The following is a 19,005-nucleotide window of genomic DNA, read 5'->3' as shown; positions in this document are numbered from 1 at the left end:
ACTGTGAGGACATTTTTCTGATGGCGGGAAGCGGCGACGCCCACCTTCGCCCCGAAGCGCTGCTGAGCGCGCGCGACTTGGTGGTTGAGTTCCCCGCTGCCGGCGGGCGCACGGTGTACGCGGTATCGGGCGTGTCCCTCGACTTGATCGAGGGCGAGACGCTCGGGCTGGTCGGCGAATCGGGCTGCGGCAAGAGCACCACGGGGCGGGCGATCCTGCAGTTGCCAAAGCCGACATCGGGCACGGTGCAGCTCGGCGGCAGGGAGCTCACCGAACTCGACGATGACACCATGCGCGAGGTGCGTCCGCGGCTGCAGATGATCTATCAGGATCCGATCTCGTCGCTGAATCCTCGCCGACGGGTACGAGACATCATCGCCGAGCCGCTCTTCATCGAACTCGAGAACCTGTCGCGGCGGACGGCCATGGCGGTGTGGCAGGAACGCATCGGCATGCTGCTGCAAGGTCTCTTGCAGCGTGCAGCGGCACCGTTGCGCATCGTAGGCCTGTTGGCCTCAGTCGCATTCGTGCTGTGGATCGTCTCCGAGGCCGTCGAGCGGCGCGCGCTCGAATCGTGGCTGGAGTGGACGCAAGTGCCTGCCGCGGTCATCGGCTTCCCGACGCTTGCACTGCTGGTGCTGGTCGGCGCCGTTGCTCTGTTGCTGGGCCTGATCTGGGTGCTGCTCGCAGTCATGCTGCCCTTCGGCTTGATGTCACGCCAGTTCGGCGAGGTCTCCAGCGCGGTCGGGCTCGCGGGCGCGGTCGTCACCACCGGCGCCAGCGCGTTCCTGACGAGGCGCACATGGTCGAGTTTCGGGGGATGGGCGCAATGGCTCAACTCGGGCGGACTCAGCCTGCTCACCGCCGTGCTTGCCGTGTGGCTGATCGCATCGATGCTGAAGCCCGAACGGGCCGGTGCCAGCGGCGTCGCGACGACGCTCAGCGCCATGCTGGTGCTGCAGGTGTTCTACGTCGCAGGACTCGACGACGGCGCGAAGCTCATCGTGCTGGTCGCCTCGGTCGTGGTAGATGCCTTGCTCTTGCGCTGGGTGCTGCGGCGCTACCGGGCGAATCGGGAAGCCGAGCGCAGACGGGCCGAGCCGCGTGTGCGGGAGGTGCTCGGCTACGTCGGCATCAATCCCGACGATGCCTTGGACCGACGCCCGTGGGAGTTCTCGGGCGGCCAGGCACAGCGACTCTCGATCGCGCGGGCACTTGTCAGCGTGCCCCAGGTGATCATCTGCGATGAGCCGGTGTCTTCGCTGGATGTCTCGGTGCAGGCGCAGATCCTCAACCTGCTCGAAGACCTCAAGAACCTGATGGGTCTGACGTTGGTGTTCATCGCTCATGACCTTGCCGTGGTCAAGAACGTGAGCGACCGGGTAGCAGTGATGTATCTGGGGAAGCTGTGCGAGGTCAGCGAACCCGATGCCATGTTTGCCCAGCCGGCGCACCCGTACACCGATCTGCTGCTGGCAGCGATCCCGCACCCTGACCCGGACGCAGAACTGAGCGCAGAGCGCATCGGCGGTGAGCTGCCGTCGCCGATGGACCCACCGTCGGGCTGTCGCTTCCGCACGCGCTGTCCGCACGCAGCGGAGCGCTGCGCCGCCGAAGAGCCAGAAATGCGAGAGATCGTTTCAGGCCGATTCGTTGCGTGCCACTTCCCGCTTGTGGGCGAATCAGCGTCCGAGCGCGATGGGGTTGGAGCAGCGGTGGCCGCCGCAGGGCAGAGGCAGCCGTGACGGAGGCGCCGACACCGCTCTCGGCCAAAGCGGATGCCGAAGGGCTGCCGCTGCTCGAAGTCGGCGACCTGCGGACCACATTTCACACACCGGCGGGTCCGCTGGCTGCAGTGGACGGGGTCGATTGGTCCCTGCGAAGGGGTACCCGGCTGGGCGTGGTGGGAGAGTCCGGTTCGGGCAAGTCGGTGATGTCCCGTTCGATCATGCGGCTGCTGCCCAAATCTCGGGTGACCTCGACGGGAACTGTCCTCTTCGACGGGATCGACATGATGTCGCTGAGTCGCCGGGAGCTGCTCGAGATGTGGGGGCCGCAGCTCTCGATGGTCTTCCAGGACCCGCTCGGTTCGCTGAACCCGGTCATGAAGATCGGCAAGCAGGTGGGGGAGGGCCTGCGTGTGCATCGGGATCTCTCGGCGCGAGCCGCACGCAGCGCAACGCTGGACTTGCTCGAAGAGGTGGGCATATCCGAGCCGCACCGGCGCATCGACGAGTACCCCCACCAGCTGTCGGGCGGGATGCGCCAGCGCATCGTGATCGCCATCGCGCTTGCGTGCAGCCCCCGCTTGCTGATCGCCGACGAACCCACGACTGCGTTGGACGTCACGGTCCAGGCCCAGATCCTTGACCTGCTCGAGACCCAGCGGGCTGAGCGGGGCATGTCGCTTGTGCTCATCACCCACGACTTGGGGATCGTGGCAGGCCGTACCGACGAGATCATCGTGATGTACGCAGGCCGCATCGTGGAGCACGCTGCCACCAAGACGCTCTTTCGGGACATGAAGATGCCCTACACCGAGGCGCTGTTCCGATCGATCCCCAAAGTCACCGACGACAGCCATGCCCGCCTCGAGATCATCGGCGGCCAGCCGCCGACCATGACCAGCCTCGATCCGGGCTGCAAGTTCGCCGCCCGCTGCAAGTACGCGCAAGACCTGTGCTTCGCAGAAGAGCCGGCGCTCATCGAGGTGCCGAGGCCGTCGAGACCTCGAACAAGTCGGGACGGCGAGGGCAACGACGCCGAGCCTGACGGCGACGAGCGCGCCCACACCTATCGCTGCTTCTACCCGGTGGGCACCGCCGAGGCCGCCGAGGCGCTCGAGCGCAACATCGCATCGGGTCGCGTGAGCGAGGCCGGCGTCGTCATCCGCGTCGACTGAGGGCCAGAAGCGCTCAGGACGGCGCCTCCTCGTACCAGTCTTGGGCGTGGTGCAGCAGGTAGTCGCAGATCTTGGTGCACAGGTCGAAGGACTCGCACATGTTGTCCTCGCCGCGCAACAGCGCTTGGAGCGACATCTCCCTGCGGGCCACGATCATCAGCGTCCGCTTGGCCGGATCGGTCACCGAGGTCAGCGAGTCGATGGCGGATACCTCGACCGGCAGGGCCGTGCCGCCCAGCCCTGCGAGGTCGGTTGCCAAGACCAGCATGTCGGGACCGTGGTCGAGCGGCGGCAGAGCCCAAGTGAAGTGCAGCGGCAGCCAGAACTCGTCGGGGGGGAGATCGTCCTCCGGTGTCGCCCACAGCACATCCTCGAAGGACAGCATCGTTCGCGGGTCGACCTCGAGCGTGAGATGCAGGTCGAGCGGCCCCCCGCAGGCCTCTGCCGGGTGCAGGTCGACTTCCCAAGTCTGGCGCAGACTGTAGGTCTCGATGAACTGCCGCTCGTCGTGAATGTGAAACCCATGCGCATGCGCATGGTCCTTCAGGCTTGTCACGTAGCCGGCGATGTCGATCGCTGCCATCAGGACGCTCCCTGCGCAGGGACGAAACGATGCGCTGAGGCTATAGCCCGGCGGGTCGCAGTCACCGTGAATTATGGAATCATGCGCGCCGATCTGGGTGCTGCGGCCAGATCGCTACCCTGCGCGCGATGTCGCCCCGTGCTGCGGTTGCCCGGACTTGGTCTCGCGAGGTCACGACGGATGCCGGCTCGCGTGCGGGCGAGCCATGACCGGTGCAGGCGACAGCTGGCTGGACCTGCTGCGATGCGCGGCCGACGCGGTGCAGACAGCACTTGCAGGGTTCGATCGCTGGCACGTCGGCGGTGACCGTCCAGATCAATACGCGCTCGATCAGGTGGCCGACGCTGCGGCGCTCGAGGTGCTCGACGCGGCAGGCGTCGGCGTGCTGAGCGAGGAATCCGGCTTGCGGAATGGCACTGGCAGCGAGGTCGTCATCGTGGACCCCGTCGACGGTTCCACTAACGCTTCCCGGCGCATTCCGCACTACAGCATCAGCCTGTGCCTCGTGGACAGCAGCGAAGCGCGTGGCAATGCCCTCAACGTGGGAGCTGAGGCCGGTGGTGTGACACCACGGGCTGGACTCGTGCGCCACTTGGTGTCGGGGGAGGAGTTCACGGCGACCGTCGGCGATGGCGCGCACTGCAACGGCCAGCCGATCAGTCCCAGTGGACGCACGAGCGGCGAGCGGGCGGTCATCGGCGTCTCGGGTCGCTCCGGCGCTGATCTCCCGGTGTGGCAGGTGCGGGTGCTGGGTTCCGCCGCACTTGATCTGTGTGCTGTCGCTTGCGGAAGGCTCGATGCGTACCTCGATCTCAACTCCAATCACGGCGTCTGGGACTACGCCGCGGGCATCCTGATCTGCGCCGAAGCAGGCGCATGGACCGGCGAAGCAGACGGCAGAGAGCTCTTCCATCTTGAGCACAGCGGGCGTCGTGGCCCCATGGCTGCCGGCACCGCTCAGCTTGCGGGCCTGCTCGACGGCTTCGGACGTCGGGGTCGCCGGTAGCCTGCGGAACCCGCCGACACGGTGCGGCGCGCGGGGCGCTTAGCTCAGCTGGCGAGAGCACCTCCCTTACAAGGAGGGGGTCGCAGGTTCGAGTCCTGCAGCGCCCACCGATGGTGGTTGATGGAGTCAGCAGCGCTGTGGTCGCCGTTGGATGCGGGGCTGTCGACGGCGGGCATGGTGCAATAAAGTGAATACAGTGATGGCTCGGCTTCGGGGACATGGTCGATGGGAGATTCTGGGAGGGGATCTTCGCCTGCGCACTCTGCACAGGTGACGACTGCGAGGCAGAGCGCGACCGTACTGGAGACGCTGATGCGCCGAGCTCAGCAGGGTGACAGGAGTGCCGGGGGGTGACGGGAGTGACGGTTCCGCGTACGAAGACACTCCTGACGCTGCTGGTGCTGCTGATGGCGGTGCTGGCGGCACCCGTCAGCGCCGACCCCCCCCCCCCCCCCCAACGGTTTCGGCCACGGCGGTCACGTCTGACCCGGGGATAGACGACTCGTACGCGACGACGGAGGTGATCACGGTGGGGGTCACCTTCAGCGAGGCGGTGGTTGTCACCGGCACGCCGCAGGTCACGCTGGACATCGGGGGCACCGAGCGCGCCGCGGACTATATCGAGGGGTCTGGGACTGTTCGGCTGCTGTTCGGCTACACGGTGGTGGCGGAGGACCGCGACGGCGACGGCATCGCGCTGGTAGCCGACAGCCTCACCCTCAACGGCGGGACCATCAAGGCGGCGGACGATTCGGCTGACGCGGACCTGGCCCACGCGGCGGTGGACTTCCCCGGCCACAAGGTGAACCCGATCGTCGCGGCGAACGTCGAGGACTCGCTGCACAACATCGACGAGGCCGTCAGCGAGTACACCACCGGCTACGTGGCCCAGCAGTTCACGACCAGCATCAACCCCGGGGGCTTCAGCCTCGCCGGGGTGCGGCTGCGGCTGGGCGACTTCACCGACGGCGAGATCTCGGTCACGGTCCGCGCCGACGACGACGGCGCCCCCGGCGACGTGCTGGTCGTGTTGACCAACCCCGACCCGCTGGCGCCCAACAGCATCAACGTCTTCACCGACCCGGACCAGGCGCAGCTCGCACAGCAGACCCGCTACTGGATCGTGGTCAACGAGGGCATCGCCGCCGACAGCCTGATCCCGGTCGCCGGCACGACCAGCAGCAGCTTCTTTAGCAGAGCGGCTGGCGCGATTGAGGGATTGCCGGCGGAGGAACAGGCTGGTGCTCTGGTCTGGGGTATCACCGCGCACAGCAGCCGGCGCGCGTCGGAGAGCGACGACTATGAGCAGAGCGCGACGCTGCTCATGTTCGGCCTGCGCACCAGAGTCAACGCCAACGAGACCGGCTTCACCTGCCATATAGGGAGTTCGCACGTAAATACCACTAATGCTGTGTTTCTGTCGATCGTTGGGCACGACAGCCAGCCGAGGGTGGAGGAGGGCGACGACATCACGGTATCGGTACGGTCGGACCACCATGGCGTCGACTCTTGCCAGGGCGAGCCGGAGGCGCCCTGGCGCTTCCGGCTGACGGTCACCCACACGGTCTCCAACTACACAGCGGACCGGGTGGCCGAGGAGCACGTCACCACCCACGAGGGGTTCATCCACCGAGACGCCCGCACCTTCACCCTGACCATCCCCACGATCAACAACGCGACCGCGGAGCGCGACAGCTACGTCGACGTCGAGCTGTCGGTGCCCGCCGAGCACAACTTTGCCCTCCCCGGCCAGCCGGGTCGCTTGCTTGCTATAGGGAACTCGAAGCGCTTCGTGCTCTTCGACGACGACCAGTACAGTTACAGTTTCACGCAGCCCTGCGATCAGGATTTCATTGACGTCGACGAAGGCGACACGGTCGATCTGCAGATCAGGCGCACTCCTCCGCCTGCATACCCGGAGTCGATACTGCTCCTGACCGTCACCGGAACCGCGAGCCGTCGCGATTTCACGGTGACGGACGGAACTGTGGCTGTGTCGTTCGCGGCCGGAGGGGAGTTTGGGACCGTCTCAGTCGACACGACACAGGACGGCACCTTGGAGAATCCGGAGTTGTTCCAGGCGCAGCTCTTTATCAATGGACTGGATGATCGGGCCACGCTTCCTTCATGTCCCGCGGGACGCTTCGTAGTGCAGGTCCGGATTCTGGACGACGACGACATGACGATCAACATGGGCCCGCAGACGCGCACCGTGGCCGCCGGGCAGACAATCCGGTTCGCGCCCGAGTTCGCCCGCACCGCCTATGTCGCACGTCCTTTCACGTGCGACGTCCCGTTTCCGTTCTTCTTGGATTTCGAGGTGAGCGACGAGGACGGTGTGGTTGTGGACCACTCCGCCGCCACCACGGGACGGACCACGTTCTGCACCAACGACATCCGCAGCTTCACGCTGCAAACGGTTCGTCCGCCCTGTTCGAGCCCGGGCACGCGACAGGTCAGGCTCACGCCAAGACTCCGGACTACCTCGTCTGAATTCGCTGAGGTCTTTCAGAACTCTATGTTCATGGAACACGATGAGTATGTGGTCGTCGTTGAGGACGACGTGGCGCGGTCGGCTTGGGCCGAGGGTTTCCGTACTGGTTCGCATGCGCAGGGCTACCGGATCGTGGGTGTGGAGGTGGAGACGCTCGCTGGGGGTCTGCCGGGCTCGATGCGCAGGGTCGACGTCTATCCGGCCAACGACGCCGGTGAGCCCGAGTTGTGGCGGCAGTGGCCGCTGCGCGCTGCGGGCGGCAACCGCTTTGTGGCTGATGAGCCGATGCGGCTCGAGCCCGACACCGGCTACCTGCTGGTCGTGCACGCCCACGACGCGCTCGGCATGCGCTCCGCGGCCAACGACCGCGCCGACGTCGCCAGCGTCGCTGACCAGTCGGGCTTCAGTTTCAGCCGGCAGTACACGCAGCTTCGCCGCTGCTCGCCCACGCACCGCAGCTTCGGCGAGTGGACACCCGACGACGGCGACCTGATCTGGATGAGCCTGGAACTGACCGAACTGGATGCTCCGGCCGCGACCGCGGCGGAGCCCGCCGACGCCGAAGTCGACTGGAAGACCAGCTTGAGCGTCGGCCAGTGGGTCGTCCGCCACCGCGAGCGCGAGCGCGGCTGGCGCGTCGACTGGTGCTGGCAGACGCGCGCCGACACCGCAGACATCGAGGACCACTACGACGGCGACCTCTGCTACGGCTCGATCGCCGACAAGGACTTCGAGGCGGGCGGCGCGACCTTCGAGCTCGAGGGTGTCTGGCACATGGTCTCCTACGGATCCCATGACGTGGTGATCGAGTTCAACCAGCAACAAGACATCACGCCGCTGCTTGACCGCACGTTCGTCCTCAACGGCCGCGAGTTCGCGGTCGCTGACCGCATCGCGCCCCGCGGATCTGACACGACCAGCGACCGCATCGTGTGGCAGGCAGAGGACTGGAACTCGATCACGGGCTGGCCAGTCGATGCGACTGTGTGGGTCGCGCTCCAGGCCCAGAACACCGCCCCCCAGACCGCCGCCGAGCCCAACAGCGCAGCCACGGGCGCCCCCGCCATCACCGGCACGGCGCTGCCCGGCGAGACGCTCACCGCCACCACCACCGGCATCTCCGACGAAAACGGCCTTCAGAACGCCGCGTTCGCCTACCAGTGGATCCGCCACGACCTGGCGACGCAGGCCGACGACGACATCGACGGCGCCACAGGCCCCACCTACCTCGTGACCGCCGCCGACGAGGGCAAGGCCCTCAAGGTCACGGTCTCCTTCACCGACGACGCCGGCAACGACGAGTCGCTCACCAGCCACGCAGTGATCGCCGCTGCGCCCGTCGCGCCCCGCGGCGGTCCCGGCGCCAACCACAAGCAGACGGTCGACCGGCCGCCGCTGACCGCCACAGCCGGCGACGTCCCGGAGTCCCACGACGGCCGAAGCGTCCTCACCTTCTCACTGACCTTCAGCGACGCCCCCCACGACGGCTTCAGCTACAAGACCCTGCGCGACCACGCCCTCACCGTGACAGGCGGCGAGGTCACCAGAGCCAAACGCGACAACGCGCCCAACAACACCCACTGGAGAATAAGCGTCCGCCCCCACAGCGACGCGACGGTCACCATCATCCTGCCGGCCACCACCGACTGCAACGCACAAGACGCCATCTGCACAGACGACGGCAGCAACCTCTCCACCCGGCTGGAGATCACCGTGCAAGGACCGCACCAATAGGGGCACCGCCAAGCCGCCCACTGACTTGCTGTCGCGAGGACCCGAAGCACCAGTCTGACCTCTCTGGACAGCAACTCCTTCACCCCCCGACCCAGCGGGTTCGCTCAGTAGATGCCGGGAATGATCCGGCAGGGGACGCGCTCCCGGTACTCGGCCCACTTGGCAGGGCCGTACTTCTGCGCGCAGTGCCGGTCATCGTCCATCTGGCGGTAGAGAAACAGCGAGATGACGTAGACGAAGTAGATCCAAGCCCACAGGTTGCCGAAATGGCCCCAGACCAGCGCGATGGCAAGGCCGAAGCACCATTCGCCCATGTAGTTGAAGTGTCGGGCGACGCCCCAGAAGCCGCTGCAGAGGATCTTTCGCTCGCCGGCTTCGATGACCTGCGGAGTGAACATCCCGAGGAACCTGCGCTCGGGCCAACGTTTGAACATGTATTTCTGCAGGCTGGCACCACGGGTGATGGCCCATCCGGCGGCGTACAGCGCAGGTGCCCCTACCAGCCAGAGATAGCGCCAGGCTCCCGCGTGCCCCGGATCAGGATGAGCCGCCAAGCCCCACATCGGGATGATGAACACCCAGCCGAAGACGATCATCCCGCCCCAGAACATCTTGAAGCCGAGGCGCTCGTGGATGATGTCGTAGGTGTAGAGCTGCGTTCGCTCGAACACGTAGTAGTCAAAGACGTAGAACGTGACGAACGCGGCGAACGCAAAGACGCCCGGGTTGAGGTCGTTGATGTCGGGGTTCTCGTAGTGCCAGACCGCGCCGGACCACGCGTTCAGCGACAGCATGGTCCCGCCGACCACGTAGAAGTACATCTTGAGGTCGAGGCGGCCGCCGAAGAACTGCATCTCGGGAGAGCGGCCGAACCACCACGCCAAAAAGCGGCTCTTGACCTCGCCGGGGGGCTGACTGAACACCGCGACGGCGGTCATGATGACGGCCAGCACCGTTCCGCCGGCCACTGCGTACAGCGAGGAGCGGTAGAACCAGTCCCGCGGCATGCCGGTGAGCTCGAACCACCACAGCACCTGGGCCACCCCGAATACCAGCAGACCGTTGAGGCGGTAGCTGCGGGGCTCGCCAGTCGTTGCGTCGATGACGTAGCCGGGCACGCGCCGGCCGGGCAGGATCAACTGCAGTACAGCGAAGGCAGCCATCACGAACAGCGGCGTGAGGAATCCCAGCACTGCCTCGCCTGCTGTCAGCTCGACCAAGTGCCCGATGTCGAGCCGTTCGAACATCGGTGGCCTCCTTTCCGGTACCGGCGCAGCCGGCGGCCGCTAGAAGATGCCGGGAACGATCCGGTACGGAACCCGGGCCTGGTACTCGGCCCATTTCTCTGCGCCGTACTTGCGGGCGCAGGCTCTGTCGTCCTCGAACTGGCGGGGAACGAAGAAGGTCACAATGAGGATGAGGTAGCTCCAAGCCCACAGGTTGGTGAAGTGCCCGAACGCCAACGCGTTGGACAGCCCGTACAGGGCTTCGCCGAAGTAGCCGAAGTGCCTCGCCTTCCCCCAGAAGCCGCTGCATAGGATCTTGCGGTCGCCTGCCACGATGATCTCCGGCTTGATACCGAGGAAGGGGCGATCGGGCCAGCGCTTGAACGTGTACTTCTGCAGGTTGGAGCCACGTGAGATCACCCAGCCCGCCACGAACAGCGCTGCGCTGCCGATCAGCCAGAAGTACATCGGTCCGCCTTCCCAGCCTGGATCGGGATGCTTCGCCAAGCCCCACAGCGGCAGCACGAACATCCAGCCCCACACGAACGGCCCGCCCCAGACGAGCTTGAACCCGACGTTCTCGTGGATGAGGTCGTAGGTGTAGAGCTGCACCCGTTCCCACACGAAATAGTCGAAGACGTAGAAGGAGTTGATGGCGACGTAGAGGATCAGGCCGGGATTGACGTCGTCGACGAAGTCGACGTGCCACGCAAGGCCCGACCACGCGTTGAGCGACAGCATCGTGCCGCCGACGATGTAGAAGTACATCTTGAGGTCGAAGCGGTTGTTGAAGAACTGCAGCTCCTGCGCACGGCCGAGATAGAACGCCTTGAGCGGGTTCTTGTGCTCGCCGGGGGGCTGGGTGAACACCACGAAGGCCGTCGCGATGGCGGCGATGATCACGCCGCCGGCGATTGCGTACATGGTCGACTCGTAGAACCACTCCCGCGGCAGCCCGAAAAGCTCGAACGCCCAGATGATGTGCGCCAGCACGAACACAGCGATGCCGTTGAGCCGGTAGCTCCGGGGCTCGCCGGTCTCGCGGTTGGTGGCGTAGCCCGTCACGCGCCGGGCAGGCAGGATCATGTGTGCCACGAAGACAAAGGCGCAGACGAACAGCGGCGTCGCGAACCCCAGCACCGCCTCGCCGGCAGTCAGCTTGAACAGATGGTCGATGCCGAGCCAGTCGATCATGATCTGCGCCCCTTCTCACTCATGCATGCGCCGACTGCCAGTATTGCCTTCAGCGGTGTGCAGCGGAGGGACTCGGCGGGGCATTCGGCGGTAGTGTCCGGCGGCAGCGGCAGAAAGGCGTGGCAACCGATGAAGCTCGACAGCGGAGGCCTGTTCCCCGAGCTCACCCTGAGCGATCTCGACGATGAGCAGGTCACGATCCCCGATGTCTTCGGCGCCGGCTGGGGCGTGGTGCTGGTGTATCGGGGCCACTGGTGACCGTACTGCCGTCAACAGTTGGTTGACTTCGACGGCGCCGGCTCGCTGCTCAAGACGCTCGGCGCCGGCGTGGTGGCGCTCTCGGTGGACGACAAGGAGACCACGCAGCGCCTGTCAGACGGTTTGCAGCTGCGCACGGTGAAGATGCTGCACAGCGCCGACATGGCAGAGGTGTCGTCGCTCACCGGGGCATTCACGGAGGAGGCGCGCGGCATCCTGCATGCCACTGGGTTCATCCTGTCCCCGGGCGGCAAGGTCGCCCAAGCGTGCTACTCGACAGGACCCATCGGGCGCTTCACCGCGCTCGACACTATGCGCATCATCCGATTCGTCCAGCAGATGCGGGAGCGGCAGGGCTAATCACCCCAGCTCTTACCCGCCGACGAGTCTGATGCTCGGCGGCTAGCCGCCGACGATGAACCGCTGGTGGGTGCCTTGGGAGATCAGGGTGTCGCCGTGGGTGACCTTGATGTCGAAGACCAGGCGACGGCGGTCGATCTCGCTGATCTCGCCCGCCACCACCACATCCTCGCCTGAAGCAACAGCGGCCTCGTGGCTGACGCAGATGTGGATGCCCACGGTCGTCTGGTTCTCTTCGAGGTGCGGTTGGACGCTGAACAGGCAGGTGCCCTCGATGAGTCTGACCATGTCGGGGGTCGACAGCACCTTGTTCGGCAGGTGCGGCGGGGACATCTCGTCGGTGACCTGGTGCGTTTCGTTGACACCGAATCCGACCTCTAGGGCTGTGCTCATGGCAGCAGACCCTAGAGGCTGCGCTCAGGCTTGGTCGCTGAGCTCGCCCTACTAGCTTGCGGGAATGGCTGAGCTGCACCCGCACTGTGTGCCCCTCGCCCCGCTGCTGGGAACCTGGCAGGGCGGGGGCACGGGCCAGTACCCGACCATCGACGACTTCTCCTACACCGAGGAGCTGACGTTCGGCCACGTGGGCAAGCCGTTCGTGTCGATGATCCAGCGCACGCGCAATGCCGTCACCGGCGAGCCGCTGCACTCGGAGGCCGGCTACCTGCGGGCGGTGGGAGACGGCCAGATCGAGCTCTCGCTGGCGCAGCCGTCAGGAGTCACTGAGATCTGCCTCGGGACGGTGCGCACTACCGCTGACGGCTTGGCGATCGAGTTGGCGAGCGAACATGTGGCCCTGACTCCCACCGCCAAGGAAGTCACCTCGGTGCGGCGGGAGCTGAGCATCGTGGGAATCGGCTCGAGCAAGGGACCCCGGCTCGTTTCGGAGCTGTGGATGGCCGCCGTGGGGCACGGTGAGCTGCTGCATCATCTGCGCGGCGAACTGACTCTGCAGGCCTGACGCCGCCAGATCAGCTCACGGCGGGCATCGACCGGCGCAGGTGCGTCTGAGTACGGTGTGCAGACGGCCACCGGCCGGCCCGACGTGGATGATGGACAAAGGCTGGTACCGGATGCAGCGCAACCCCGAAGTGGAGCTGGTCGACAACCCGATCGCTGAAATCTCCGGCCAGACGGTTCGCACTGCGAGCGGCACCGAGCGGGAGGCCGACGTGCTGGTGCTGGCCACCGGCTTCGACATGCTGCGATTCATCACCACCTATGAGGCGACTGGTCGCTCGGGCCGCAGCTTGCGCGAGTCATGGGGCGATGACGACGCCAGCGCCTACTTGGGCACGGTCACCCCGGACTTCCCCAACTTCTTCACGCTGTACGGGCCCAACCTGCAGCCCGGCCACGGCGGCAGCCTGATCTTCGTGGTGGAGATGCAGGTGCGCTACGTGATGGACATGATCGCCAAGATGTGCGCCGAAGGCCTCGGCTCGGTCGAGGTGCGCCGGGATGTGCACGGCGCCTACCGGGGCCGGGTGGACGAGGCGCACGAGCACATGGTGTGGACCCACCCCGGCATGACCAGCTACTACCGCAATGAGGCGGGCCGCATCGTCGTCAACTCGCCGTGGCGCAACGCCGACTACTTCGACATGACCAAAGAAGCCGACCTCGACGACTACGTCTGCGAACCCCGAATTGCCGACCGGGAGCTCATCGCCGACTGACATTGCGAGCCGAGTGATGCCCGACCGGTGCATACACTCGGCAATGAGGCCAGCCTCAACCGAGTGGGGTCAGAGCAGGCTTGTTGTAGCTCGCACTCGGAGAGGCTCGCCCAATGCGTGACAGTAACGACGGCCCCAACAACGGCCCCAATAACGGCCCCAGCTCGTTGCGAGGCCTTTTTGGTTTACGTCGACAGACACCGAAATTTAATGGCGTCGCACCCGAGTGCATGGCTACGTTCAGCACAGGGGCGGGGCCGTCGAAATGCCAAAATCGTCCGCTCTGGCGACGGTCCCCGCCCTCTGACAGTGCATCGTAGCAATCGTCCACGCCATGAGGACCGGAGTTAGGCCGCCAGTTCGGCGGCGATGGCTTCGATGGCCGTGTCGACATCGGCTTCGGTGACATCGAGATGCAGCACCATGCGGGAGCGTCCGAAGCGGCCATGACCCGGCCCACCGTGACCAGAGGCGGACTCACGATCGGATCTTTCTTGGTAGGAGCGGGCGAAGCGCCAGTCAGCCCGTACCCCTCGTGCCTCGACGCGCTTGCTGAGTGTCGGGTCGTCCCGGTCGAGCCGCGAGAACACCATGTTCGTGTTGCATTCCGTGACGGTGACGCCCTCGATGGCATCGAGGCCCGCTGCGAGCCGCTGCGCGTTGGCATGATCGTCGGCGAGCCGGTCGATGTGGTGCTGCAGGGCATACAGACCGCCGGCGGCGATGATGCCTGCCTGTCGCATGCCGCCGCCCAGCACCTTGCGCCAGCGCCGAGCCGCCGAGACCAGCTCAGCGGAACCGCACAGCACCGAGCCCACCGGGGCGCCGAGGCCCTTGGACAGGCACACCGAAACGGTGTCGAACGGCGCGGCGACCTCGGCGGGGGACAGGCCCAGCGATACCGCAGCGTTCCACAGCCGGGCGCCGTCGAGGTGCAGTCCGAGACCGTGACGATCGGCGAAGTCGCGCGCGGCCTGATGTTGGTCGGTCGTCAGCACCTTGCCGTCGATGGTGTTCTCGAGGCACAGCAGCTTGGTGCGGGCGAAGTGGCTGTTGTCGGGCTTTATTGCCTCCTCAGCGGCCTCGAGATTCAGCATTCCCGTCTCATCGGTGGGCACCGGCTGGGGCTGGATGCTGCCCAGTACTGCCGCGCCGCCGCCTTCGTACATGTAGGTGTGGGCGTGGTGGCCCACGATGTACTCGTCGCCCCGTTCGCAGTGCGCCAGCAGCCCGCACAGATTCGACTGGGTGCCGCTGGGCACATACAGCGCCGCGGCCTTGCCGAGCAGTTCGGCGGTGTAGCGCTCCAGCTCGTTGACCGTGGGATCGTCGCCCCAGACGTCATCGCCGACTTCGGCTGCAGCCATGGCCGATCGCATGCCGGGCGTCGGGCGGGAAACGGTGTCGGAGCGCAGGTCGATCACGGGTGCAAGCCTGCCATGGGTATCGGCGCGTCCGACGCTTGCCGGTGAGTCGGGTTCGGGACGCGCGGCCGCGCTCGCCCCACCGTGTCGTGCGAGCCGTGGTGTTGCGCTTGGCCGGTGTGCCGTGATCAGCCCTTGCCGTTGCGCAGCAGCTTGCCGGGCAGCGGGCCGTGCGGATCGACCGCATCGGCGCCGTCGCGGCGGATGACCGTGCCGTTCACGACGACCGCATCGATGCCCTTCGCATCGGAGATCAGCCGGTCGGCCCCGGCGGGAAGGTCGTACACCCGGCGCTTGCCGAGATGGCCGATCTCGTCGGCGTCGAACACCAAGACGTCGGCCGGCTTGCCTTCGGCCAGCGTTCCCCGATCGGCGATGCCGAACACTTCGGCGGGCCGCTGGGTGAGCATGTGGATGGCCGTCTCGAGATCGAAGCTCTGCCGACTGCGCACGAAGGTCTGCAGGAACTCCGTCGAGTACTTGGCGTCGCAGAGCTGGCTGGCGTGCGCTCCCGCATCGGACAGCCCGATCACCGTCGTCGGGTCGTGCAGCAGCTCGTCGATGTCGTCGGGGTCGTGGTTGACCACGTCCTGGACGATGCGCATGTCGAGATCGGCCTCGAGCGCCACGTCGAGCACCCAGTCCACCGGGTCCTGGCCGGCCGCGTCGGCCAGTTCCTGGACGTTGCGGCCTTCGAGTTCTGGCCGGATGGGCAGCCAGCTGACTTCGGTGCGTGCCCAGCGGTCGCCGATCTTGCCGCCAGTGCCAGCCTTCTCCTTGAACTCAGCACGCCAGTCCGGGTCGGCGTAGTACCGCTTGCGGCCTTCGAGGTCGCTCTGGGACACCGGTGTGAAGCAGCGCAGTGCCTCGTAGATGAACGGCGCCTTCCAGCTCATCTCGAACTGGATGGGCTGCACCGCTACTTGGGGGAACACCGGCAGGCCCCGGTCGGCGATCTCCCGGGCCCGCTCCAGCTCGGCGCGGTGGCTGCCCGGGCCGCGGGCCGAACCCAGCAACGCGGTCCAGCTCACGTGCGCACCGGTGGTCTCGGCGATGCGTGCGAACTCGTCGTGGCTGAGGCCCCGCCCGACGGTGGCCTGCATCACGCCGCCGGCATCGCCCAGCGCCTGGGCGATCTCGATGATCTCGTCGGTGGTCGCTGCACGGCTCGGCACCGGTCGCCCCTCGTAGCCCACATGGGTTGCCGCCTTGGAGGTGGCGAACCCGAGCGCGCCGGCTCGCAGCGCCTCTGCCACCAGGGCGCGCTGAGCGGCGATCTCATCGGGGGTTCCTTCCCGCTCGGTGGCCTCTTCGCCCATGACGTACATGCGCGCTGCGGTATGGCCGATGAGCGCCGCCATGTTGACCGCAGCGCCGTTCGATTCGAGCGCATCGAGGTACTGCGGGAACGTCTCGAACCCCCAGTCGCCGAGGCCGGCCCGCAGCGCGTCGACGCTCATGCCCTCGACGTTCTCGAGCGTGCGCATGATCAGGTCACGATGCTCGGGCCGGGTGGGTGCTACCGAGAAGCCGCAGTTGCCCATCACGATGGTGGTGACACCGTGCCAGGGCGAGCAGCTCACCAGCCGGTCCCACATGATCTGGGCGTCGTAGTGGGTGTGGATGTCCACGAAGCCGGGGCACACGATGCGGCCGGTGGCGTCGATGGTCTGGTCGGCATCGGCCGGCGCATTGCCGAGCGCCACTACCTCGCCGTCGGAGATGCCCACATCGCCGACGTAGCGGGGCGTTACCGTGCCGTCGATGATCGTCCCGCCCGTGATCTTCAGGTCATATGCCATGCCGCTCACCCCATGCCTGCTGCGTGGTGCGCAAACTACTCCAATGCGCGACCGAAAATGCAGTGCGATGGAGCGCCGCGTGCGTTCTAGAGTGAGTTCATGGTCGGTGGCGACGCGGCAGGGACACAGATTGTCGTTGAGGCATGGACAGTGCTCGTTGCGGCGGCGACCCTCCTCGCGGGCATGATCGGTGGCGCCTTTGGCATCGTTTTTCACCTCGGCGGGCGTATCGATCACCAGTCGGATCGCATAGACCACCAGTCGGATCGCATAGACCACCAGTCGGACCGCATCGACCGGGTGGCCGAGGAAGTCGCTTTGGTTCGCGAGCGGGTGGCTCGCTTGGAGGGCAGTTCCGGCACGAACGACCCGGGTCCACTGCAACTCGCCTGAGCATCAGCGGTCCTCGCAGCGACCGCGTCGTGATCCCGGAGAACACGGCTGCCGCCGTGCGCCGGTGCGTAGGGTGCAGCCATGAGCGAGACGACCCTGTCTGACGAGTTGGTGAACCGGGTGACGTGGAAGATCCCCAATGCGCTTGCGCTGGTGGGGTCGAGAGCGGGCGACGAGCGCAACGCCATGACGACCAGCTGGATCACGCAGCTCTCGATGGAGCCGGTCATCATCGGCATCGGTGTCGAGAACACCGCCGTCACCCACCGACTCATCACCGACGGGGGCTCGTTCACCGTGAACCTGTGGGATGCCGAGAACACCCGGCCGTTCGTGAAGTTCTCCAAGCCAGCGGCCTACGAAGCCGCTGCCGGCGGCGAGGGCGCTGGAACCCTCAACGGCTGGTCGGTGTACGAGGCAGCCACCGGAGCGCCGGTATTTGTCTACTCGGCTGCTTGGATGGACTGCGAGGTTCGTCACAGCGTGAACCTCGGCACTCACACGCTGTTCATGGGCGAACTCGTGGCAGCGGGCATCAACAACGACGAGGTGCGGCTCGCCTCCATGTCCGACACCCGCATGAAGTACGGCGGCGTGAAGCGCCACTGAACCCGCTTGAACCACCCACCGACAGCCGCGGACGAGTGTCCCGCTGACGGTTCGATGGCAATTCGGCTACTATTGACTGCCTTGTGGACTCCACTGAGGTGGACTCCCATCCTTGCCCGCCGACCGGGGAATCCACGTGCCGAAAGTCAAAGACGACGCCATCTTGCTCGAAGGAAAGACCGTCGAAGCGCTCAAGGGCGGACACTTCCGCATCGAGCTCGACAACGGTCACGAGGTGCTCGGGCACCTGAGCGGCAAGATGCGCAAGCACCACATCCGGATCCTTCCTGGCGACCGGGTGCAGGTGGAAGTCTCGGCCTACGACCTCAGCCGCGGGCGCATCACCTACCGCTACAAGTAGCCCGTCGCTCTCCGGCGACACGAATCGCAGCTCTGCACCCGCATAGCGGGGCGTTCTACGCTCCGCATGCACCCGTCGTCACTGTGGTGCGAATCCGCGAGGGGAATCGACATGGGCACGATTGCGCAGCCATCCAACGGCACGGTCAGCTACAGCGTGGAGCGGGATGCTGCGGGCGACGTGGCAACCGTCACGCTGAATCGTCCAGAAACGCTCAACTCGATGAACGACGAGTTCATGAATGACATCACCGAGGCCTTCGGCATGGTGGCGGCCGACGACGGCGTGCGTGCAGTCATCCTGACCGGCGCAGGCCGCGGCTTCTGCTCGGGGGCTGACCTACGGAATGCGGCCGCCGGCGACGCCGAGGCTTTCGATGCTGACGCAGCCGGGGAAGCCACAACCGACTCGATGGACAACGCGTTCCATCCGGCGATCCGCGCTGTTGCCGAGTGCCCGGTGCCGACCGTTGCGCGCATCAACGGCGTCGCCGCTGGCGGCGGCATCGGCTTGGCACTGTCCTGCGATGTCGCAATCGCCGCCCGTTCGGCCTTCTTCGTGGCAACGTTCGGTCCGCGGCTTGGCATCGTGCCCGACCTGGGCACCACGTGGCAGCTGCCGATGCGCGTCGGTCGCGCCCGGGCGCTGGGCATGTCGCTGCTCGGCGAGCGAGTGAACGCCGATCAGGCCGCCGACTGGGGCCTCGTGTGGAAAACCGTCGACGATGATGAGCTGGACTCGGCTGTTGCGCAGGTGGTCGATGTGCTGCGGCGCAGCTCGCCGGCGGCCATGAACCGCATCCGAGCCTCCATAGACGGGGCGATGCAGCGTGACCTGTCAGATCAGCTCGATGTCGAAATGGGCCACCAGGCCGTGTTGATTCCGCGCAACATGGCTGACGGGGCAGCAGCGTTTCTCGCGAAGACCGACCCGTCATTCTCCGCAGACCGGTACTGACCCAACGCCGCGCCGGCACCGGT

General features: G+C 66.3%; 18 protein-coding genes and 1 tRNA gene. 13 read left to right on the top strand and 6 right to left on the bottom strand.

Annotation, left to right across the window (positions count from 1 at the left end):
• Window positions 1-20: 20 nt before the first annotated feature.
• Both ACOGXQ_RS02060 and ACOGXQ_RS02055 read left to right on the top strand, forming a co-directional pair.
• Complete coding sequence (locus ACOGXQ_RS02060; protein ID WP_419945804.1) at window positions 21-1,745, top strand: oligopeptide/dipeptide ABC transporter ATP-binding protein; 1,725 nt, start codon at window positions 21-23, stop codon at window positions 1,743-1,745.
• On the top strand, window positions 1,742-2,902 hold the full coding sequence (locus ACOGXQ_RS02055) for an ABC transporter ATP-binding protein (RefSeq protein ID WP_419945803.1): 1,161 nt from the start codon (window positions 1,742-1,744) through the stop codon (window positions 2,900-2,902). The genes ACOGXQ_RS02060 and ACOGXQ_RS02055 overlap by 4 nt, the downstream gene beginning before the upstream one ends.
• 13 nt (window positions 2,903-2,915) lie before the next feature.
• On the opposite strand, the gene ACOGXQ_RS02050 is transcribed toward ACOGXQ_RS02055, so the two are convergent.
• Entirely contained in the window at window positions 2,916-3,485 is a 570-nt protein-coding gene (locus ACOGXQ_RS02050; RefSeq protein WP_419945802.1) for a hypothetical protein, read from the bottom strand.
• A gap of 205 nt (window positions 3,486-3,690) precedes the next feature.
• Here ACOGXQ_RS02050 and ACOGXQ_RS02045 point away from each other — a divergent pair, with 205 nt between their 5' ends.
• The 3 genes from ACOGXQ_RS02045 to ACOGXQ_RS02035 all read left to right on the top strand — a co-directional run bounded on the left by ACOGXQ_RS02045 (window position 3,691) and on the right by ACOGXQ_RS02035 (window position 8,719).
• Window positions 3,691-4,491, top strand: a complete 801-nt coding sequence (locus ACOGXQ_RS02045) for an inositol monophosphatase family protein (protein ID WP_419945801.1) — start codon at window positions 3,691-3,693, stop codon at window positions 4,489-4,491.
• Between the two features lie 33 nt (window positions 4,492-4,524).
• Window positions 4,525-4,598: transfer RNA gene (locus ACOGXQ_RS02040), tRNA-Val, on the top strand.
• A gap of 422 nt (window positions 4,599-5,020) precedes the next feature.
• Window positions 5,021-8,719, top strand: coding sequence for a choice-of-anchor R domain-containing protein (locus ACOGXQ_RS02035; protein ID WP_419945800.1), 3,699 nt, complete (start codon window positions 5,021-5,023; stop codon window positions 8,717-8,719).
• A 104-nt stretch (window positions 8,720-8,823) separates the two neighbouring features.
• Here the strand turns inward: ACOGXQ_RS02035 and ACOGXQ_RS02030 are convergent, their stop codons facing one another.
• Both ACOGXQ_RS02030 and ACOGXQ_RS02025 read right to left on the bottom strand, forming a co-directional pair.
• Window positions 8,824-9,966 (bottom strand): ergosterol biosynthesis protein, encoded by a 1,143-nt coding sequence (locus ACOGXQ_RS02030; RefSeq protein WP_419945799.1) that lies wholly within the window; start codon window positions 9,964-9,966, stop codon window positions 8,824-8,826.
• A 39-nt stretch (window positions 9,967-10,005) separates the two neighbouring features.
• A complete protein-coding gene (locus ACOGXQ_RS02025) occupies window positions 10,006-11,139 on the bottom strand; it encodes a DUF1295 domain-containing protein (RefSeq protein WP_419945798.1) in 1,134 nt (377 codons plus the stop codon).
• Between the two features lie 129 nt (window positions 11,140-11,268).
• On the opposite strand from ACOGXQ_RS02025, the gene ACOGXQ_RS02020 reads away from it, so the two are divergent.
• On the top strand, window positions 11,269-11,397 hold the full coding sequence (locus tag ACOGXQ_RS02020) for a hypothetical protein (protein ID WP_419945797.1): 129 nt from the start codon (window positions 11,269-11,271) through the stop codon (window positions 11,395-11,397).
• 18 nt (window positions 11,398-11,415) lie between these two features.
• Window positions 11,416-11,757: a hypothetical protein gene (locus ACOGXQ_RS02015; RefSeq protein WP_419945796.1), complete on the top strand. Its 342-nt coding sequence runs from the start codon at window positions 11,416-11,418 to the stop codon at window positions 11,755-11,757.
• Between the two features lie 42 nt (window positions 11,758-11,799).
• Here ACOGXQ_RS02015 and ACOGXQ_RS02010 read toward each other — a convergent pair whose 3' ends face one another.
• Window positions 11,800-12,150 carry a thioesterase family protein gene (locus ACOGXQ_RS02010; RefSeq protein ID WP_419945795.1) on the bottom strand — a complete coding sequence of 117 codons (351 nt, stop codon included), beginning with the start codon at window positions 12,148-12,150 and terminating at the stop codon, window positions 11,800-11,802.
• Between the two features lie 64 nt (window positions 12,151-12,214).
• Between ACOGXQ_RS02010 and ACOGXQ_RS02005 the strand changes: the two genes are divergently transcribed.
• Entirely contained in the window at window positions 12,215-12,718 is a 504-nt protein-coding gene (locus tag ACOGXQ_RS02005) for an FABP family protein (RefSeq protein ID WP_419945794.1), read from the top strand.
• Window positions 12,719-12,773: 55 nt separating this feature from the next.
• On the top strand, window positions 12,774-13,436 hold the full coding sequence (locus tag ACOGXQ_RS02000) for a hypothetical protein (protein WP_419945793.1): 663 nt from the start codon (window positions 12,774-12,776) through the stop codon (window positions 13,434-13,436).
• A 347-nt stretch (window positions 13,437-13,783) separates the two neighbouring features.
• On the opposite strand, the gene ltaE is transcribed toward ACOGXQ_RS02000, so the two are convergent.
• Complete coding sequence (gene ltaE / locus ACOGXQ_RS01995; protein WP_419947322.1) at window positions 13,784-14,815, bottom strand: low-specificity L-threonine aldolase; 1,032 nt, start codon at window positions 14,813-14,815, stop codon at window positions 13,784-13,786.
• 173 nt (window positions 14,816-14,988) lie between these two features.
• The gene (locus ACOGXQ_RS01990; RefSeq protein WP_419945792.1) at window positions 14,989-16,662 is read right to left on the bottom strand and encodes an N-acyl-D-amino-acid deacylase family protein; all 1,674 of its coding nucleotides are present in this window, start codon (window positions 16,660-16,662) and stop codon (window positions 14,989-14,991) included.
• Window positions 16,663-16,761: 99 nt separating this feature from the next.
• Here ACOGXQ_RS01990 and ACOGXQ_RS01985 point away from each other — a divergent pair, with 99 nt between their 5' ends.
• The 4 genes from ACOGXQ_RS01985 to ACOGXQ_RS01970 all read left to right on the top strand — a co-directional run bounded on the left by ACOGXQ_RS01985 (window position 16,762) and on the right by ACOGXQ_RS01970 (window position 18,982).
• The gene (locus ACOGXQ_RS01985; protein ID WP_419945791.1) at window positions 16,762-17,055 is read left to right on the top strand and encodes a hypothetical protein; all 294 of its coding nucleotides are present in this window, start codon (window positions 16,762-16,764) and stop codon (window positions 17,053-17,055) included.
• Window positions 17,056-17,136: 81 nt separating this feature from the next.
• Window positions 17,137-17,664 carry a flavin reductase family protein gene (locus ACOGXQ_RS01980; protein WP_419945790.1) on the top strand — a complete coding sequence of 176 codons (528 nt, stop codon included), beginning with the start codon at window positions 17,137-17,139 and terminating at the stop codon, window positions 17,662-17,664.
• A gap of 136 nt (window positions 17,665-17,800) precedes the next feature.
• A complete protein-coding gene (infA, locus tag ACOGXQ_RS01975; protein WP_323672860.1) occupies window positions 17,801-18,025 on the top strand; it encodes a translation initiation factor IF-1 in 225 nt (74 codons plus the stop codon).
• A gap of 111 nt (window positions 18,026-18,136) precedes the next feature.
• Window positions 18,137-18,982, top strand: coding sequence for an enoyl-CoA hydratase/isomerase family protein (locus ACOGXQ_RS01970; protein WP_419945789.1), 846 nt, complete (start codon window positions 18,137-18,139; stop codon window positions 18,980-18,982).
• The last annotated feature ends 23 nt before the right edge of the window (window positions 18,983-19,005 follow it).

Origin of the sequence: Candidatus Poriferisodalis sp. (assembly GCF_965208485.1) — a bacterium.
In the GTDB taxonomy this organism is placed as follows: domain Bacteria; phylum Actinomycetota; class Acidimicrobiia; order Acidimicrobiales; family Poriferisodalaceae; genus Poriferisodalis.
Note: the sequence above shows the minus strand (reverse complement) of the source record. Positions and strands in the feature narration are given on the sequence as shown.

Bases quoted from the DNA above. Each gene is read 5' to 3' on its own strand.
- ACOGXQ_RS02060 (WP_419945804.1), top strand. From the start codon at position 21: ATGGCGGGAAGCGGCGACGCCCACCTTCGCCCCGAAGCGCTGCTGAGC.
- ACOGXQ_RS02050 (WP_419945802.1), bottom strand. From the start codon at position 3,485: ATGGCAGCGATCGACATCGCCGGCTACGTGACAAGCCTGAAGGACCAT.
- ACOGXQ_RS02045 (WP_419945801.1), top strand. From the start codon at position 3,691: ATGACCGGTGCAGGCGACAGCTGGCTGGACCTGCTGCGATGCGCGGCC.
- ACOGXQ_RS02030 (WP_419945799.1), bottom strand. From the start codon at position 9,966: ATGTTCGAACGGCTCGACATCGGGCACTTGGTCGAGCTGACAGCAGGC.
- ACOGXQ_RS02025 (WP_419945798.1), bottom strand. From the start codon at position 11,139: ATGATCGACTGGCTCGGCATCGACCATCTGTTCAAGCTGACTGCCGGC.
- ACOGXQ_RS02020 (WP_419945797.1), top strand. From the start codon at position 11,269: ATGAAGCTCGACAGCGGAGGCCTGTTCCCCGAGCTCACCCTGAGCGAT.
- ACOGXQ_RS02010 (WP_419945795.1), bottom strand. From the start codon at position 12,150: ATGAGCACAGCCCTAGAGGTCGGATTCGGTGTCAACGAAACGCACCAG.
- ACOGXQ_RS02005 (WP_419945794.1), top strand. From the start codon at position 12,215: ATGGCTGAGCTGCACCCGCACTGTGTGCCCCTCGCCCCGCTGCTGGGA.
- ltaE (WP_419947322.1), bottom strand. From the start codon at position 14,815: ATGCGATCGGCCATGGCTGCAGCCGAAGTCGGCGATGACGTCTGGGGC.
- ACOGXQ_RS01990 (WP_419945792.1), bottom strand. From the start codon at position 16,662: ATGGCATATGACCTGAAGATCACGGGCGGGACGATCATCGACGGCACG.
- ACOGXQ_RS01985 (WP_419945791.1), top strand. From the start codon at position 16,762: ATGGTCGGTGGCGACGCGGCAGGGACACAGATTGTCGTTGAGGCATGG.
- ACOGXQ_RS01980 (WP_419945790.1), top strand. From the start codon at position 17,137: ATGAGCGAGACGACCCTGTCTGACGAGTTGGTGAACCGGGTGACGTGG.
- ACOGXQ_RS01970 (WP_419945789.1), top strand. From the start codon at position 18,137: ATGGGCACGATTGCGCAGCCATCCAACGGCACGGTCAGCTACAGCGTG.